At 65.1% G+C, this 16,549-nt stretch carries 19 protein-coding genes; 11 read left to right on the forward strand and 8 right to left on the reverse strand.

Features of this window, described 5'->3' with window-relative positions; genetic code table 11:
• Positions 1-24: 24 nt before the first annotated feature.
• Positions 25-1,215: an aminotransferase-like domain-containing protein gene (locus ACT89O_RS09720; protein ID WP_487262468.1), complete on the forward strand. Its 1,191-nt coding sequence runs from the start codon at positions 25-27 to the stop codon at positions 1,213-1,215.
• Positions 1,216-1,222: 7 nt separating this feature from the next.
• On the forward strand, positions 1,223-1,450 hold the full coding sequence (locus ACT89O_RS09725; RefSeq protein WP_015014770.1) for a SlyX family protein: 228 nt from the start codon (positions 1,223-1,225) through the stop codon (positions 1,448-1,450).
• A 24-nt stretch (positions 1,451-1,474) separates the two neighbouring features.
• Here ACT89O_RS09725 and ACT89O_RS09730 read toward each other — a convergent pair whose 3' ends face one another.
• On the reverse strand, positions 1,475-2,107 hold the full coding sequence (locus ACT89O_RS09730; protein ID WP_487262469.1) for a TetR/AcrR family transcriptional regulator: 633 nt from the start codon (positions 2,105-2,107) through the stop codon (positions 1,475-1,477).
• Positions 2,108-2,204: 97 nt separating this feature from the next.
• Between ACT89O_RS09730 and ACT89O_RS09735 the strand changes: the two genes are divergently transcribed.
• Complete coding sequence (locus ACT89O_RS09735) at positions 2,205-4,259, forward strand: oxidoreductase (RefSeq protein WP_487262842.1); 2,055 nt, start codon at positions 2,205-2,207, stop codon at positions 4,257-4,259.
• Positions 4,260-4,438: 179 nt separating this feature from the next.
• Here ACT89O_RS09735 and ACT89O_RS09740 read toward each other — a convergent pair whose 3' ends face one another.
• The 3 genes from ACT89O_RS09740 to pstS all read right to left on the reverse strand — a co-directional run bounded on the left by ACT89O_RS09740 (position 4,439) and on the right by pstS (position 7,867).
• Entirely contained in the window at positions 4,439-5,080 is a 642-nt protein-coding gene (locus ACT89O_RS09740; RefSeq protein ID WP_487262470.1) for a 3'-5' exonuclease, read from the reverse strand.
• 81 nt (positions 5,081-5,161) lie between these two features.
• Positions 5,162-6,697 carry a CYTH and CHAD domain-containing protein gene (locus tag ACT89O_RS09745; RefSeq protein WP_487262471.1) on the reverse strand — a complete coding sequence of 512 codons (1,536 nt, stop codon included), beginning with the start codon at positions 6,695-6,697 and terminating at the stop codon, positions 5,162-5,164.
• 99 nt (positions 6,698-6,796) lie between these two features.
• The gene (gene pstS, locus ACT89O_RS09750; protein ID WP_487262472.1) at positions 6,797-7,867 is read right to left on the reverse strand and encodes a phosphate ABC transporter substrate-binding protein PstS; all 1,071 of its coding nucleotides are present in this window, start codon (positions 7,865-7,867) and stop codon (positions 6,797-6,799) included.
• A 295-nt stretch (positions 7,868-8,162) separates the two neighbouring features.
• Here pstS and ACT89O_RS09755 point away from each other — a divergent pair, with 295 nt between their 5' ends.
• Together ACT89O_RS09755 and ACT89O_RS09760 are read left to right on the forward strand one after the other, a co-directional pair.
• The gene (locus tag ACT89O_RS09755; RefSeq protein ID WP_487262473.1) at positions 8,163-9,815 is read left to right on the forward strand and encodes a methyl-accepting chemotaxis protein; all 1,653 of its coding nucleotides are present in this window, start codon (positions 8,163-8,165) and stop codon (positions 9,813-9,815) included.
• 63 nt (positions 9,816-9,878) lie between these two features.
• A complete protein-coding gene (locus ACT89O_RS09760) occupies positions 9,879-10,082 on the forward strand; it encodes a hypothetical protein (protein WP_487262474.1) in 204 nt (67 codons plus the stop codon).
• An 18-nt stretch (positions 10,083-10,100) separates the two neighbouring features.
• Here the strand turns inward: ACT89O_RS09760 and ACT89O_RS09765 are convergent, their stop codons facing one another.
• Positions 10,101-11,387 (reverse strand): sensor domain-containing diguanylate cyclase, encoded by a 1,287-nt coding sequence (locus tag ACT89O_RS09765; protein ID WP_055402290.1) that lies wholly within the window; start codon positions 11,385-11,387, stop codon positions 10,101-10,103.
• Between the two features lie 91 nt (positions 11,388-11,478).
• On the opposite strand from ACT89O_RS09765, the gene ACT89O_RS09770 reads away from it, so the two are divergent.
• Entirely contained in the window at positions 11,479-11,823 is a 345-nt protein-coding gene (locus ACT89O_RS09770) for a DUF6172 family protein (protein WP_487262475.1), read from the forward strand.
• Positions 11,824-11,874: 51 nt separating this feature from the next.
• Here the strand turns inward: ACT89O_RS09770 and ACT89O_RS09775 are convergent, their stop codons facing one another.
• Positions 11,875-13,155: a DEAD/DEAH box helicase gene (locus tag ACT89O_RS09775; RefSeq protein WP_487262476.1), complete on the reverse strand. Its 1,281-nt coding sequence runs from the start codon at positions 13,153-13,155 to the stop codon at positions 11,875-11,877.
• A 214-nt stretch (positions 13,156-13,369) separates the two neighbouring features.
• On the opposite strand from ACT89O_RS09775, the gene ACT89O_RS09780 reads away from it, so the two are divergent.
• The 5 genes from ACT89O_RS09780 (at position 13,370) to ACT89O_RS09800 (ending at position 15,263) form a co-directional block, all read left to right on the forward strand.
• Positions 13,370-13,840 (forward strand): DUF2721 domain-containing protein, encoded by a 471-nt coding sequence (locus ACT89O_RS09780; protein ID WP_121419656.1) that lies wholly within the window; start codon positions 13,370-13,372, stop codon positions 13,838-13,840.
• Positions 13,837-14,199 carry a translation initiation factor Sui1 gene (locus ACT89O_RS09785; protein ID WP_487262477.1) on the forward strand — a complete coding sequence of 121 codons (363 nt, stop codon included), beginning with the start codon at positions 13,837-13,839 and terminating at the stop codon, positions 14,197-14,199. Before ACT89O_RS09780 ends, ACT89O_RS09785 begins: the two co-directional genes overlap by 4 nt.
• Positions 14,200-14,212: 13 nt before the next feature.
• Positions 14,213-14,467: a DUF3820 family protein gene (locus ACT89O_RS09790; RefSeq protein WP_409860715.1), complete on the forward strand. Its 255-nt coding sequence runs from the start codon at positions 14,213-14,215 to the stop codon at positions 14,465-14,467.
• The gene (locus ACT89O_RS09795) at positions 14,464-15,000 is read left to right on the forward strand and encodes a hypothetical protein (RefSeq protein ID WP_218299447.1); all 537 of its coding nucleotides are present in this window, start codon (positions 14,464-14,466) and stop codon (positions 14,998-15,000) included. The genes ACT89O_RS09790 and ACT89O_RS09795 overlap by 4 nt, the downstream gene beginning before the upstream one ends.
• Before the next feature lie 89 nt (positions 15,001-15,089).
• Positions 15,090-15,263, forward strand: coding sequence for a LiaI-LiaF-like domain-containing protein (locus ACT89O_RS09800; protein ID WP_171012331.1), 174 nt, complete (start codon positions 15,090-15,092; stop codon positions 15,261-15,263).
• A 33-nt stretch (positions 15,264-15,296) separates the two neighbouring features.
• Here the strand turns inward: ACT89O_RS09800 and ACT89O_RS09805 are convergent, their stop codons facing one another.
• Entirely contained in the window at positions 15,297-15,746 is a 450-nt protein-coding gene (locus ACT89O_RS09805) for a group III truncated hemoglobin (protein ID WP_409860718.1), read from the reverse strand.
• On the reverse strand, positions 15,743-16,513 hold the full coding sequence (ytfE, locus tag ACT89O_RS09810; protein WP_487262478.1) for an iron-sulfur cluster repair protein YtfE: 771 nt from the start codon (positions 16,511-16,513) through the stop codon (positions 15,743-15,745). Before ytfE ends, ACT89O_RS09805 begins: the two co-directional genes overlap by 4 nt.
• Positions 16,514-16,549: the final 36 nt, after the last annotated feature.

The raw sequence follows: 16,549 nt of genomic DNA on the forward strand, positions 1-16,549 counted from the left end.
TTGCCACCAACTCCTGCCCACGCCATGCAATTCGCCGACCGCCTGAACAACGTAGAAACCTCCGCCATCCGCGAACTCTTCAAGCTGCTGGGCAAGCCCGGCATCATCAGCTTTGCGGGCGGCTTCCCTGACAGCGCCATGTTCGACGTGGAGGGCATCCGCGCTGCCAGCAACGCCGCCCTGGCCGAAGAACCCGGCGCCGCGCTGCAATACGGTGCGACCGAAGGCTACAACCCATTGCGCGAGCAGCTGGCCGCCTTCATGAACAGCAAGGGCACCAGGGATGTCGCGGCCGACAACCTCATCGTCACCACTGGCAGCCAGCAGGCGCTGGATCTGCTGGGCAAAACCCTCATCAGCCCCGGCGACAAGGTGATTGTGGAAGGCCCGACCTTCCTCGCCACCATCCAGTGCTTTCGCCTGTACGGCGCCGAACTCATCAGCGCGCCCATCGATGGCAACGGCGTGAAGACCGACGAGCTGGAAAAGCTCATCGCCGAGCACAAACCCAAGTTCGTCTACCTGATCCCCACCTTCGGCAACCCCAGCGGTGCCATGCTGAGCCTGGAACGCCGCAAGGCCGTGCTGGAGATGGCCGTCAAGCACAACACGCTGATCGTCGAAGACGATCCTTATGGCGACCTGTACTTTGGCGATGCACCCCCGCCCAGTCTGCTCAACCTGTCGGCTACCGTGCCCGGCAGCCGCGATCTGCTGGTGCACTGCGGCAGCTTGAGCAAGGTGCTGTCGCCCGGCCTGCGCGTGGGCTGGATGATTGCCCCCGCCGAGCTGCTGGGCAAAGCCACCATGTGCAAGCAGTTCAGCGATGCACACACCAGCACCTTTGCCCAGGCCACGGCCGCGCAGTACCTCAAGGCCGGCCGCATGCCCGCCACGCTGGCCCATGTGCGCAAGGTGTACGCCGAGCGCGCACAGGCCATGGGCGATGCGCTGCGCAAGGAGCTGGGGAACGCCATCGAGTTTGTGCAGCCCCAGGGCGGCCTGTTTGTGTGGGCGCGCCTGACGGGTGCTGGCGGCAAGGTGGCTGACGGCAATGTGCTGGCCAAGCGCGCGATTGAAAAGGGTGTGGCCTTTGTGCCCGGCACGCCGTTCTTCTGCGCCAACCCCGACCACGCCACCTTCCGCCTGTCGTTCGCCACGGCCGATGTGGACAAGATCCGCGAAGGCGTGGCGCGCCTGGGCCAGGCCATCTGAAGCGTCGATGTCTGACGCCAACGATCTCGCCAACGTTCTCCAGCGCCTAGAAAGCCTGGAGATCAAGGCCAGCTTTACCGAAGACCTGCTGGACCAGTTGAACATGACCATCTACCAGCAGCAGCAACTGATCGACCGGTTGACGCACGAGGTCATCCAGTTGCGCCAGCAGGCGCCCGAAGGTGGCTCGAACGGCCCGCGCAACCTGCGCGACGAGCTGCCGCCGCATTACTGATCGGAGCTGATCCGATCGCTCGGTCTACGCCCTGACGGACCGCCACGCTGCGTCCGCCAGCTCTGCGCGGTACGTGGTGGGCGAGGGCAGGCCGCCCTGGCCTGCATTGCCTGACAGCCACGCCCTGCAATAGCTCTGCACCGGCCCCATCACCAGCGACGGCATCAGCTCGCACGGCAGGTTGCGCAGCGCGCCCGATTGGCGGTGGGGCTCGAACCAGGCCACCAGCGCCTGGTTGCGGCGCCGCGCTGCCTCGGCCAGGTCGGGCGTTCGCGGGCCCGCTGCCATGGCGCCCCGGGACTGGAAAAGAAAACGCGCCCGCTCGGGCTGCGCCACCACCCAGTCCAGATAGCCGGTGACCAGGGCCAACACGCCCGCCTCCACGCCCTGGGCGGCATCCAGTTGCGCCTGCACGCTGCGCGACTGGTCGTGAAAGATGTCAAAGAACAGCGCCGCCACGATGCCGTCGCGGTTGCCAAAGTGGTGATAAATGCTGCCCACGCTGGCCCCGCAGCGCGCACGCACGCCGTCGATGGTCACCGCGTCCACGCCCCCTTCGGCCGCACAGGCCAGGGCGGCGTTCAGGATGTCCTGGCGGCGGTCGGTGGTTGCGTCGGCAGGGGATGAGGTGGGGGTCGGGGAATTGCGGCTTGCCATGGAACGGGATTCTAGAATAAAGTTCTAGAAAATACTTCTAGTCCACGATCCTTCCATGCATTCCTCTCCCATTGCCGCCCCTGCAGCCGCTGCCTCCATGCCCGGCACTGCCTTGTACCCGCACCTGCTTGCCCCGCTCGATCTGGGCTTCACCACCCTCAAGAACCGTGTGCTCATGGGCTCCATGCACACGGGCCTGGAGGACGGGCGCGACCTGTCTCGCATGGCGGCGTACTTCCGCGAGCGGGCCGAGGGGGATGTGGGCCTGATCGTGACGGGTGGCTTTGCGCCCAACATCGCGGGCTGGGCCAAGCCGTTTGCGGGCACGCTGGCGACCTCGGGCGCCGCCAAACGCCACCGCGTGGTGACGGACGCGGTGCATGGTGCGGGCGGCAAGATCGCGCTGCAGATCCTGCACACGGGGCGCTACGCCTACCATCCGCTGGCGGTGGCGCCCTCGCGGCTGCAGTCGCCCATCTCGCCGTTCACACCGTTCGCGCTGTCGGCGCGCGGGGTGGAGCGGCAAATTCGTGCGTTTGTGAACTGTGCCGTGAAAGCGCGCGAGGCGGGCTACGACGGCGTGGAGGTGATGGGATCGGAGGGCTATTTCATCAACCAGTTCCTGTCGCAAACCACCAACCTGCGCACCGACGCCTGGGGCGGCGACTACAGCCACCGCATGCGCCTGCCGGTGGAGATCCTGGCCCGCATGCGCGAGGCCGTTGGCAAGGACTTCATCATCATCTACCGCCTGTCGATGATCGACCTGGTGCCCGGCGGCAGTGCGTGGGACGAGATCGTCACTCTGGGCAAGGCCGTCGCTACGGGCGGGGCCAACATCGTCAACACCGGCATCGGCTGGCACGAGGCGCGGGTGCCCACTATTGCCACCAGCGTGCCGCGCGCAGCGTTTGCCTGGGTCACGCAGAAGATGAAAGCCGAGTTTGCAGCGGCGGGCATTTCCACGCCGCTGGTCACCTCCAACCGCATCAACACGCCCGAGGTGGCCGAGCAGGTGCTGGCCGATGGCTGCGCCGACATGGTGTCGATGGCGCGGCCACTGCTGGCTGATGCGGCGTTTGTGAAAAAGGCCGCCGAGGGTCGGGCAGACCGCATCAACACCTGCATCGCGTGCAACCAAGCCTGCCTGGACCACGTGTTCCAGAACAAGACCAGCAGCTGTCTGGTGAACCCGCGCGCTTGCCACGAGACCGAACTGGTGTACCGCCCGGTGTCGTCGCGCAAGCGTGTGGCGGTGGTGGGCGCAGGGCCAGCGGGCCTGACCGCCGCCACCGTGGCCGCCGAACGCGGGCACGAGGTGCATCTGTTCGACGCCGCGCCCGCCATCGGTGGTCAGCTCAACATGGCCAAGGTGATTCCTGGCAAGGAAGAGTTCCACGAAATGCTGCGCTACCTGGCCACGCGGGTGGAGGACACCGGCGTGCAATTGCACCTGAACCAGCGCATGTTGGCCACCGACCTGGCGGGCTATGACGAGGTGGTGATTGCCACTGGTGTGGAGCCACGCGACCCGAAGATCCCCGGCCAGGACCACCCCAAGGTGCTGAGCTACATCGACGTGCTGCGCCATGGCAAGCCGGTGGGCGAGCGCGTGGCCATCATCGGCGCGGGCGGCATCGGCTTTGACGTGGCGGAATTCTTGACACATGGCGACCACCCCTCCACCACGCTCGATTTGCCCGCCTGGAAGGCCGAATGGGGCATCACCGACCCGGCTGAGGCGCGCGGTGGCCTGGCCGCCAGCGGCCCGCGCGTGACGCCCCCTGCACGGCAGGTGACGCTGCTGCAGCGCAAGAAGGGCAAGCTGGGCGGCGGCCTGGGCAAGACCACCGGCTGGATCCACCGCACCACGCTCAAGATGAAACAGGTGCAGATGGTGAGCGGCGTGAACTACGAGCGCATTGCCGACGAAGGGCTGCTGGTGTCATACGGCGACAAGCGCGAAGACCCCACCTGGATTGCGTGCGACACCGTGGTGCTGTGCGCGGGGCAGGTGCCGTTGCGCAGCCTGGCGCAGGAACTGGAGGCCCAGGGCCGCAAGCCCCACCTCATCGGTGGTGCGCTGGAGGCCGGCGAGCTGGACGCCAAGCGCGCCATCGACCAGGCGGCGCGGCTGGCAGCCCGGCTGTAGGTCGGTGCGTACATCGCCTGCAGGGGCTCACAGGGCCTCACAGGGCCTGTCAGGCGTGTTGTTGAGGTCTTTTTGGCTGGTAGCGCCAGTGGAATATGTCTGAGCAGCTATATTTTTGATAGTGAATACAGGATGGCGACTGCCGTGATGGGTCACGGCGGCTGTGCCCTCCTTGTCCCTCAGGCGGACAGATTCAAGGCGTTGAACACCCGCAGCGCTGCCCACGCATCGTTGGCTGCGTAGACCAGTTGGGCCTCAGTCAGCCGGGCGTTGGCCCAGTTCGATGTCGCGGCTTTCTTGGACTTGATGAAGCGCTTGTTGAACAGCACGGCCACGGCGCCTTTCACGCCCATGTCTTTGCGGTAACCACGCTGTCGGAACACGGTGTTGAGCTCCAGCACATCGGCTGGTTGCACGCCCAGTTTGTGCTGGATGCGTTTGGTGTCATCCCCCAGCCCAAAGCCCGCCTTGGTCACGCCGCGCAGGGCCAGCAGCTCGGCCACGCGGGCACGGCAACCGGGGTCGTGCAGCTGGAACACCCAGGCGGTTTCCAGCGTGGCCAGCTGCACGATGTGGGGCCCGTCGGACTGTTCGCCCTGCACAAAGGTGGGTTTGGATTCGGTGTCGAACCCCCAGGCGCTGGCCGCTGCCAGAGCATCACAGGCCTTGTCGGCCTGTTCTGGGGTGGCAACGAGGCTGATGCGGTCCGTGCCCAGGCGCTCGAAAGGTTCCAGCAGGGCGATCTGGTCTTTGTCGGGGGTGCTGCGGTGGGCGGTGCGCGAAGGCGGGTGGGTGCGCTGGGGAGGGGGAGATGCCGTCATGGGCCCATTGTGCCGTGCCAACTTGGGAACCCCGCTGTGACCCGCGATGGGGGTACGGCGCGTCTACTGCAGCTACCGCTCTCAGCGCTTGCCCGCCTTGCGCAGGCGGGGCATGTCGGCAAGGTGGGCCAAGGCCTTTTCGCAGTCAGCCACCGTCAACGCCTCCCGTGCAGCCAGCCAGCCCACGCCAAACCAGGCCCGCGGGTCCGTGGCAGCGATGTCGCTGTACAGCACGCGGGCCACACGCTCATCGCCCAGCCGGCCCAGAGCCGTCAGCGCAGGCTGCAGGCTGGCGAGGAACGATTCCCCCTCGGCGTCCAGCGCAGGCGCGACAAATTCCGTCAGGTAGCGCAAACGCTTCAAGCGCTTGCGCAGGCGGTGTTGTTCCTCCACCGGCAGGGCGGCAAAGTCTTGGGAGCCGTGGCGCACCTTGGCGTGCAGGCGGCGCAATCGCTTCTGCAGCAGGCGGCGGGTGTCCTTCGCGTCCAGGGCTTCTTCTGCGGCCGCCGGCGGGGCGTCCTCGCCCTGGGCCGTGAACGCCATGAGGGCGATCAACGCTGCCTGGAACGCTGGCATGCGCACGATGGCTGCGGCGGATGGGGCGGGGGCGTGCCCCGCCGCCACAATCACATCCAGGGCAGGCGCACCCGCATCGCGCAGATCGGCAACGATGGACTGCAGGGCTTGGCCCTGGTCGCGCAGTTGGCCCAGGCGCTGGAACACCTCCACCAGCGGCGGCTCCCAGGCGGGGTCGAATGCGCCGGGTGCCAACGGCGCCAACTCGCGCAAGGCGGTGCGTAAGCGGCGGATGCCGATGCGCAACTGGTGCACATGCTCTTCATCGCCCCCGCCTTCGACGATCTCGCTGGCGTTGGCCAGGATCTGGTGGAGGCAATGGGCCACTGCCGCGCGCTGCAACGCGCGCCCGTTCAGGAAGTGCTTTGGGATGCCACTGGCCTTCATCGGGGTGGCCTTGGTGGCGGGCCGTGCCCATTGCGGGGCCAGCAGACGCTCGCCTCGCTCAGCCTTGGACACCGTGCTCAGAAACAGCCCATGCCGTGTGGCCCACCGGGTGGCGATGGCCACCAGGCCCGCCAGCGGGCCGGCCTTGAGTTCCAGCTCCAGCTCGCAGACGCGGGCCTCTTTCTGATGCGGCGTACCGCGATGGGCGATGACTCGGCCGGTGTCCAGAGCCAGCTCCACCACACCGCCCTTGAAGGCGATGTCCCGTGTCACGCGGTCCATCTCGGTGCCGTAGGTTTCGGTCAGAGGGCCGCTGGCGGCCTGCAGAGCACCCAGCAGCCGTGTGCCCGCCACGGTGCCTGCGTGCAACTCAGGCTGGGGCTCTGGGGCGGGGCCTGTGGCGTGGGCTTGGCCCCGGTCCACGTTGTGCTCCTCGCGGTCCAGCGGTCCGTTGCCCAGGGCCTTGACGGTTTGCACCCACTGGTCGCCCTCGCGGCGCAGCCGAAAAGCAATGCCACGCGACGACAGCGCTGCATCGGGCGTATCGAAGTAGCGGGCCTCCATACGGATGTGCGCGTGTGTGCCCCTGCGCGCGGCGGCCTGCACCGCAGCCAGGCGCTCTGGGGGGATGCAGAACTTGAACTCGATTTCCATGAAGACGGCGCCTGGTGGTGGGGGCGGCAGAGCCTGCCGGTGAAAGATTAATAGAAATCCCAATGATCGATTTTAAGGGTGGAAATCATGAGTGCCGGATTATTGCTGCAAGGGTGCGGACGATGAAATCAGGCTCATGCCCAGGGGAGTGCCATTTTTATCGCGGATGGAGGTAATTGCCTTGAAAGCCGATGCCTGAACCCGGTCTGGTAATCGCACAAAATTGTTTTCATGGACGAGGGTGTCGCCATTGAGAAACGACCAGATAATGAATTTGAGGGCCAGGGTGGTTTGCTCTGGATTTTGAGTGACTTTGGGGAACACCACAAACGTGCCCATGGTGATGGGCCACACGGCTTTGCCGGGTTTTTGTGTCAGCGTATTGTGGAAGGCCCCGGTGGCTGGCCACTCGCTGTTGGCCAGTGCGGATTTGAAAGCGTCGATGGAGGGTTTCACAAAAACACCCTCGGCATTTTTCATCTGCACCGATGCCAGGCCATATTCGGCCACATACCCAAAATCCACATAACCGATGGCACCCGCCGTGTCGCGCACACCCTTGGCCACCCCATCGCTCCCCTTGAAGGCCAGAAATCCTTCGGGCCATTGGATGCTGGTCTTAGCCCCGTGGGAAGCCTTCCATTTCGGGCTGACCTTGCCCAGGTAATCGGCGAAGTTGTAGGTGGTGCCCGAGCCGTCGGCACGCACCACCACCTTGATGGGCATATCGGGCAGCGGAGTCTCGGGGTTCAGCGCGGTGATCTCGGGGGCATTCCAGCGGCTGATTTCGCCCAGGAAGATGCGGCTGAGCACCTCGCCCGTCAGGCGCAGCTGTGCGTTTTGGACTTTGGGCAGGTTGACGATGGGGCTGATGCCGGTGATGGCCACGGGCAGTGCGAGCAAGCCGTGTTCGATGAGGTCCTTGTCAGGCGGGTAGACATCGGTGGCGCCGAAGCCCACGGCCTGTTGCTGGATCTTTTTCATGCCTGCGCTGGAGCCCACCGGGTCGTAGTCCACCCTGGAGCCGGTGGCTCTGGCGTAGGCCTTGGCCCAGCTGCGGTAGATGGGGGCTGCGGCCGACGAGCCCGCGCCCGTTACGGCTTGTGCCCTGGCCTGGTCCGCCTGCAGCAGTGCAAGTGCCAGCATGAATACGGTATAGATATATTTCATGAATTTTTGTGTGTTGGTTTTAATTAATAAGGATGTGGCTGTGAAATTCTGACCATGGGCCTATGCCCGGCAGGGGCATTAGAGTGATTTATGAAGTCTCAGCTTGTCAATGCGGCGCCGATTTTAACCACTGGAATGAATGGGGAATGTTTATCCCATCGTCATTATTTTGTCACTTGAAACAATTAGTATCAGCCGCGGCAGACGTAGACCTTGCTGGCAAGGCGTGCGCGCCAGCTGATGCGGTGGCAATGACCCCGGCTGCCCACCCAGTGAACCTTCATGAGAGATTCAGATGCTTCAAAAAATCAAGATTGGCACCCGGCTGGCGCTGGCGTTTGCAGTGCTTTTGCTGCTGATTTCTGCACTGGCTGCGGGGGGCATCAGCGGTGCCAAGCGCCTGACCGAGCGCAGCGCGGCGCTGTATGGTGACCGCACGGTGCCCCTGGGCGTGCTGGCAGAGATCAGCCACCTCACGCAGCGCAACCGGGTGCTGGTGATGGACATGCTGATGGACCCGGGTACTAGCAACCTGCAGGCCAGCCACGCCGCGTTGACTGCCAACGTGGAGCGCATCCACACGCTGTGGACGGCGTATTCCGGCAAGGCGCTGGTTGCTGAGGAGCAAGGCCTGGCTCAGGCCTTTGCCGATGCCAATGCCACCTACCTGGACAAGGGTCTCATCCCGGCTGCCTCGGCATTGGTGGCAGGCAAGTACGACGATGGTTCCGAGCTTTATATCAACCAGATCCGCCCCAATGCGGCCAAGGTGCAGGACGCCATCGAGAAGCTGGTGGCCCTGCAGATCAACGTGGCGGCGGCAGAGTTTGCCGGCGCACGGGAGATGAGCAACACCATTCACTGGTGGATGCTGGCGGCCACCGGGCTGGCCCTGGTGGCGGGGGCTGCGATGGCGTGGGTCATCACCCGCTCCATCTCGCGCCCTTTGCGCCAGGCGGTGGTGCTGGCCCGCACGGTGGCGGGTGGCGATCTGAGCGCACAGATCGATGTGCGCGGCACGGATGAAACCGCAGAACTGCTGGGCGCTCTGCGGGAGATGAACCACCAGCTGGTGCGCGTGATCACCGAGGTGCGCTCCAGCACCGAAACGGTGGCACAGGAGGCCGTGCTGATTGCGGGCGGCACCGAAGACCTGGCGCGCCGTACCGAGGTGCAGGCGTCCAATCTCCAGGAGACGGCCGCCTCGATGGAGCAGCTCACCATCACCGTGCAACACAACACGGACAACGCCCACCGCGCCACCGAGCTGGCCCAAGAGGCCGCCAAGGTGGCCAACGAGGGCGGTAGCGTGATGCGCGACGTGATCACCACCATGCAGGAGATCAGCGTGCAGTCGCAAAAGGTCACCGACATCATCAAGGTGATTGATGACATCGCGTTCCAGACCAACCTGCTGGCCCTCAATGCGGCGGTGGAGGCGGCCCGCGCGGGTGAGCAGGGACGCGGCTTTGCCGTGGTGGCGGGCGAGGTGCGTGGACTGTCCCAGCGCAGCAGCACGGCCGCCCGCGAGATTCGGGGCCTGATTGCTGCCAGTGTGCGTGGTGTGGAGCGCGGGTCCACCCTGGTGGGCCAGGCGGGCGAGCGGGTGGCCAGCACCGTGCAGCGTGTGGACGAGGTGATGGAACTCATCAGCGAGATCAAGGATGCGGGGCAGGAGCAGGCCCGCGGCATTGCGCAGATCGGCGAAGCCGTGCGGCAGCTGGACGCCGCCACGCAGAAAAATGCCGCGCTGGTGGACGACAGTTCGTCGGCATCCACCGGCATGAAGAACCAGGTTAGGCGCCTGCTGGAGGTCGTTCACCAGTTCAGGCTGGCGCCTGACGGCGCTGGGGATGCCTTGGAAGGAGGCTACCGAGGTACGCAGCCACTGCCTGCCCTGCCAGCAAGGGCTTCATCCCCCAAGCAATTGTCCCTGGCACCCCGCTGACTGGACGCACAGGACCGGTGCGGTGCAGGTCATCAGATTCTTTTGCTATGGGGAAGATGCTCCATGAACCGCACAGACGTACTCATCGCCATTGCCGAGATTGCGCGGACGGGCGGTGCCTCTGCGCCCGAAGACGCCATCTCGCAGCTTGCCGTGATCATTGATGGCCTGGAGCTGTCGGGCAGCGGCTCTGAACAGGTGATGGAGATGCTGCTGCGGATTGCCGCCTGCCTGTGGAACCTGCAGCAGGAACGCATGCGTTGGTAAGGCGCAGCCGCAGATAGGTTATTCGGCTACTTGGCGATTCGGCTGTTCGCCCAAGGGTTCCAGCGAAGCGATCTGGTCGCGCCCCTGGTTTTTGGCCAGGTACAGAGCCTGGTCGGCGCGGTCGAGCATGTCGCGCAGGCTGCGGTCTGCCTGGCGGAAGGTGCTCAGGCCCAGGCTGGCCGTGATGCCGTAGGCGTGGCCTGCCTCGTCGCTCAGCTGCAGGGCGCGAACGCCATGCAGGATGCGTTTCGCCACTTCCAGGCCCTCGTCCATGCTGGTCAGCGGCAGCAGCACGCCAAACTCTTCGCCGCCCAGTCGGCCCACGGTGTCGCTGGCGCGCAGCTGGTTTTTGACGGCCTGCGCAAACGCCACCAGGGCGCGGTCGCCTTCCAGGTGGCCAAAACGGTCGTTGATGGATTTGAAATGGTCCAGGTCCAGCATCAGCAGCGTGAGCGGCTCGCCATTGCTGCGTGAATGGGCATACACCGACTCCGCGCATTCCAGAAATGCGCGGCGGTTGGCCATGCCGGTCAGCATGTCGGTGGTGGCCAGGCGCTGCAGCTCACGCTCCAGGTTCTTGCGCTGGGTCACGTCGCGGTAAATGCCCTCCACCCCTGCGAAATTGCCAGCATGGTCGTACAAGGCGTGGCTGCTGATGGAGATGTCGATCACGGTGCCGTCGCGCCGCACCATCTGGCCCGGAAAATCCGACACCTCGCCATGCTCCATGATGGCGGCCTTGAACGCGTCGCGGTCAGTGCTTTGCGGGTAGTACGACTCGGCCGTGCGGCCCTCGATTTCGTGGGGCTCGTAGCCCAGCACCCGGCGCACGCCAGGGCCCACATGCTGCACGATGCCCTGGGCATCGGTGCGGTAGTAGACGTCCTGCATGTTCTCAAAAAGGCGACGGAAGTTCTGCTCGCTCTCGCGCAGCTGGGCCTCGATCTCGCTCTGGTGGGTCATGTCCAGACCACACATCAGCACGGCGGGGGCTCCGTTCCATTCCACAGCTACGCTGCTGATGAGCACCATGCGCAGGTTGCCCTGCAGTGTGCGGATGCGAAATTCAGACGATTTGTTGGGCCGCCCGCCCTGTTCGGGCACAGCGACCTGCTGGATGCGGTTGGTAGAACGCACCCGGTCCATGGGATGCACAAAATCGCCCGAGAGGCGGCCGATCAGGCTATCGGTGCTGGGCGCTTCCAGCAGCGCCATGCTGGCAGCGTTGGCAAAGCGGATGGCGCCCTCCTGCGTGACGAGCACGGCCGCTGGCAGTGTGTGCAGCAGACTGAGGTCGTGGAACATCGGGCTTGGCGGTAACCAAAAGTAATGCACCATTGTGGCACTGGGGTGCCCGGCTGGGAATCCATATCTGTCACAGGCGGTACCATCACCCATGAGAAAAACTTTCCAACTCCATGTTGAAGGCAAGAACCGGGACCGCGTTCTGGATGCCGTCAAGCACGAAATCCGCAAGTACATCAAGCGCGAACGGCGCCGCGACCTGCCCGAAGGCGCTGATTTTTGGGACTTTGACTGCCAGTTTGGCCGCACCAAGGAAGACGCCGCCGTGGCGCACCTGTCGGCCTTGACCGGGCTGATCAACGGTGTGGCCGCTGAGGGCGGTGCGCAGTTCTATGTCGAGATTCTGGCCAAGCCCGCCAAGCGCACGCCACGGGCGCCGGGCGAGCCGCAAGGTGCTGATGCGGATGGCATGGACGACGACGGCGAAGAGGTCTGAGACTGAGGCTGCTTGGGCGGCCGCCCTTCATGGCGCTTCCAAAGGCTCCTCTCAGGAGCCTTTTTTATGGGCGGCGGAGGGCGATTCCGGAGCTACCACTGCTGCTGCGCGCAGCTTGTCCTTTTTGCTGGGCCGCTTGCCCTTGATGCCGCCGGTGCCCTGGGGATCTGTGGATGAAGCGGGCGCAGGGGCCTCGGTGGGTTCAAAACCCGCAATGTGTTCGCGCGGGATGGTGAGGTGCTGACGTTTTTCGATGAGGCGGAAATGTGCTTCGGCATCGGCCGTCACAAAGCTCACGGCCACACCGCTTTCGCCCGCGCGGCCCGTGCGGCCGATGCGGTGCACATAGTCCACGGCCGAGCGTGGCAGGTCGTAATTGACCACCGCAGGCAACTGCGCAATGTCGATGCCGCGTGCGGCCAGGTCGGTGGTCACCACCACCTGCCAGCGTTCATCCTTGAACTCCTGCAGCACCTGTTTGCGCGCGCCCTGGCTCAGGCCGCCGTGGAAGGGCGTGGCAAAGATACCCGCTTTGTAGAGCTTTTCGGCCACATGCTCGGCAGCGTATTGCGTGGCCACAAACACCAGCACGCGCGACCAGTTGTGTTCCTTGACCAGATGGCGCAGCAGTTGGGTGCGGCGCACGGCGTCCACCGCAATGGCCCGTTGCTCGATGGCCGGTTCGTTGCCCGGCGTGTGGGGCACCTCCACGCGCAACGGGTTGTTCAGCAGGCCATCGGCCAGCGCTTGCACGGCGGCAGGGAAGGTGGCCGAGAAGAACAGGTTCTGCCGCTGCGCAGGCAGCAGCGCCAGCACGCGCTGCAGTTCTTCGGCAAAGCCCAGGTCCAGCAGGCGGTCGGCCTCGTCCAGCACCAGGTGCGCCACGGCAGACAGGCGCAGCGCTTTGTGGTCTACCAGGTCCAGCAGGCGGCCCGGCGTGGCCACCACAATGTCTGCGCCGCCACGCAGGCCCAGCATTTGCGGGTTGATCGAGACGCCGCCGAACACAATGGCCACTTTCAGCGGCTGCTGCAGGTGCTGTGCCAGGCTGCGCAGCACCTCGCCCACCTGGGCGGCCAGCTCGCGCGTGGGCACCAGCACCAGGGCGCGCACCCGGCGTGGGCCGCCGGTGGCGCTCAGCTGCAGCTGCTGCAGCAAGGGCAGGGCAAAAGCGGCTGTCTTGCCCGAACCCGTCTGGGCGGCTCCCAGCAGATCAGCCCCCTGCAGGATGGCCGGGATGGCCCCCGCCTGGATGGGCGTGGGCGCTACAAAACCCGCTTTTTCTGCAGCGTGGACAAGGGCAGGGGACAAACCGAGGGAGGCAAAGGGCATGGAGGCAGCGCTGGGGCGGCGTTGAAAGGGGGACGCACAACAGCGCGATTGGGGGGAAAGGGATGGGGCGATTGTCGCCGCAGTTGCTGCCTAAGCCCCTGCACGCGCGTCAGGCAGTCAAGGCCGTGCGCCGCTGAGCCTGGCTGCGCGCGCCATCACCCTGATAATTGGGCCACCGGCGGTTCGCCGGTTTTTCCTTTGTTTCCCAAGCACCATGGCCCTCACCCTTGACTCCTCTGCCATCACCCACGGCATCCAGCTGGCGGTGGCCCCCGTGTTTTTGCTCACGGCCGTGTCCGGCATGATTGGCGCTGTGGCGGGCCGGTTGGCCCGCATCATCGACCGGGCCCGCGTGGTGGAAGACCGCGCCCGCGCCAACACTGAGCCCGAGTTTCTGGCCCGCGCCTACAACGAACTGGCCGACCTGCGGCTGCGTGGGCGGCTGGCCAATGGCTGCATCGGGCTGCTCACGTTCTGTGCGTTCCTGATCGGCATCACCATCATCCTGCTGTTCCTCGGCGAGACCACCAACTTCCAGTCCAACCGCTTGGCCGTGGCGGGTTTTCTGGCGGGGGTGGTGTCGTTTTTGCTGGCGCTGGTGTGTTTTCTGACCGAGACCATGCTGGCCACCCGGCTGCTCAACTTTCACATGCTGCAGCAAGAGGTGGAAGGAAAAAAGCCATGAAGTCGTTGGCTGACCTGGGCGGCCTGGTGTATTCCACCGAGTCCGGCCGCATGTGCCCCGGCTGCCGCCAGCCCGTGGCGCAGTGCACCTGCAAGCAGAACAAGCCTTTGCCCACCGGAGATGGCATCGTGCGGGTGTCGCGTGAAACCAAAGGCCGGGGCGGCAAGGCTGTGACCCTGGTCAAGGGCGTGCTGGTGGACGCGGCCGCACTGGAGCAGCTGGGCAAGCAGCTCAAAGCCGCTTGCGGCAGCGGTGGCACGGTGAAGGACGGCGTGATCGAAGTGCAGGGCGACCATGTGGAGCGCGTGATGGCCGCACTGCAAAAGCTGGGCCACAAGGTCAAGCGGGCAGGCGGCTGAGGAGGGCTGTCCGATGGACTCGGAAAAATTGCAGCGCCTGGTCACCACCGAGATGCCCTACGGCAAATACACAGGCACGCTGTTGGCCGACCTGCCCGGCAACTACCTGAACTGGTTTGCGCGCGAGGGCTTCCCCAAAGGCGAGCTGGGGCAATTGCTGGCGCTGATGCACGAGATTGACCACAATGGGCTGTCGGACCTGCTCGCGCCATTGCGCGCGGTAGGCGGTGTCGCGCCGACCCAGCCACTGAAAAAGGAAATCCCATGAAGGCCACGCCGGTTGTTGTCACGTTGTGTGTGATGGCGCATGTGGGGGCCGCGCAAGCAGCCTTTTGCACCTTTCCTATCTTCGATGGCCCCTATCGCAACGTTTCTGCGGCGGGATACGCATCGGCGGATCGGCCCGTGATCGCTTGCACCATGGTGCAGAGCGATTCCGCCCAGTACGGAGCCACGGCTGTGATGGCCGAGACGCTGGAGGGTGACGCGAAGCTGGAGGTCCGGTATACCGACAAGCCCTATCCCGTCCGGATTGCCGACGACTGGCGGCAAGACCTGTCGCCCTATTACCAGGACGTGCTGAGAGTGCGACTTCGCGCCCCTGCGCGCGAGACCGATGCGGCCCTGGCGCTGACTGCCGCACCCGGCGCACCCCTCGGCATGGGGTTCGGCATGTGTGTCTACGGCTATCCAAAGGCCGGCACGGCCTGGACCAGCGTGTCCATCAGCAGCCTGGGCAAATATGTTGCCGCCAGCGACACCTGCTACGAGCCTCCCCCGCTTTACTTCGAGCGCAACTGATGGCGGCGGCCCAGCGGTCTCCTGCCATGGGCAGGCGTGGGCAGGCATGTGATACTGACTCCAGTCACAACAACTCCGAGGGAATGTACATGAAAGGCCATATCGCAGCGATCGTCCTGGTCGTTTTGGGCGTGTTTTTTTTGCTGACCAATCTGGGGCTGATCAGCATCAGTCTGCGCGAGCTGCTGCGGGTGTGGTGGCCGGTGGCGCTGATCGCGGTGGGCCTGGCGCTGTTCTTCACACCGGGCGACAAGAAGAAGTAGCCCTGGCGCAAAGGCCCAGGCCAGGGCCTTGATTCAGTGCCCGCCGTGCCCAGTGTGTCCGCTGTGCGGCGTCACAAACGCCGGGTCGCTGCCAAAGAAACCCCGGAACAAATTGCGCGCAATGCCGTGTGCTGCTACCTGCAGGTCGTGCGCCACCTTGGGGGCAAACAGGCGGCTGGTGTGCTGCTGCCACAGCCCCACCCAGGCGGCAAAGTGGGCGGGAGTCACGCCCTCCAGCGCCATGTGTTTGCCAAACACGTCGCCCTTGAAGCTGCGCGTGCCCAGTGCCACCGTGCTCCAGAAGTCCACCAGCCGCTGCAGGTGGGCGTCCCACTGGCCGTGCAAGGCTTTTTCAAACACGGGCCCCAGCAGCGGGTCCTGGCGCACATCGCCGTAAAAGCCATGCACCAGCTGCGTGATGCTTTCCACGCTGGGTGGCGCGTGGCTCCCGGGGCTGTCGGATAAAGGCGTTTGCTGCGTCATGCCTGCAGTGTGCCCACACTGCTGCAGGCGCAGCCTGACGGACCGCAACCTTGCGACGAGGGCGCTGCGCCGGCTTCGAACGCCGGGAACAGCACGTTGTTCTCCAGGTGGATGTGGTTGATGAGGTCATCGCCCAGCTGGGCAATGCCTGCATACAACGCGCGCCAGGTATTGCAGGCGCCTTGTGGGGGCGTGGCGTCGTTGGTCAGGGCGTTGAGCTTGTCCAACGCTTCGCCGTGGTCCACGTGTTCGGCTCGCATCATGCCGATGGGCTGGCCCACAAAGGGGTTGCCGCCACTCTTGAGCATGGGGAACAGCACCTGCTCTTCCTTGAGCATGTGCGAGAGCAGCTCTTCGTGCATGGTTTCCAGGTGGTCGGCCAGCCCGGCGGGCACATGGGGGTTGTCGCGGTGCACGGCCTCCACGCGGCGGGCCATGCGGATCAGCTCGGGCAGCTGCTGGCGGTGCACCTCGTGGTAGCGCGCCAGGATGTGGTCGATCAGTGCGCTGGGCGATGCGGCTTCGGGCACGGCGTCGCTGCGTTGCAGGGCCGCCAGCTCGGCCAGCACGGCGTTGGCATCCAGCCCCTTGTCGGCAGCCGCCTTGGCCAGACTCACCTGGCCGCCGCAGCAAAAGTCGAGCTTGAGCCGCCGGAACACCGCCGTGGCACCGGGCAGTTGCACCGCCATCTGGCCGATCTGCTGGTCGGCGCTGAGCGGGGCGGGGTGGGCGGAGGCAGCTTCCAGATGGTCAACACGGGCATTCATGGCAGGTCCTTTTAAAGATTCATTTGATGTGAATAT

This window comes from Acidovorax sp. NN32 (genome assembly GCF_057597245.1).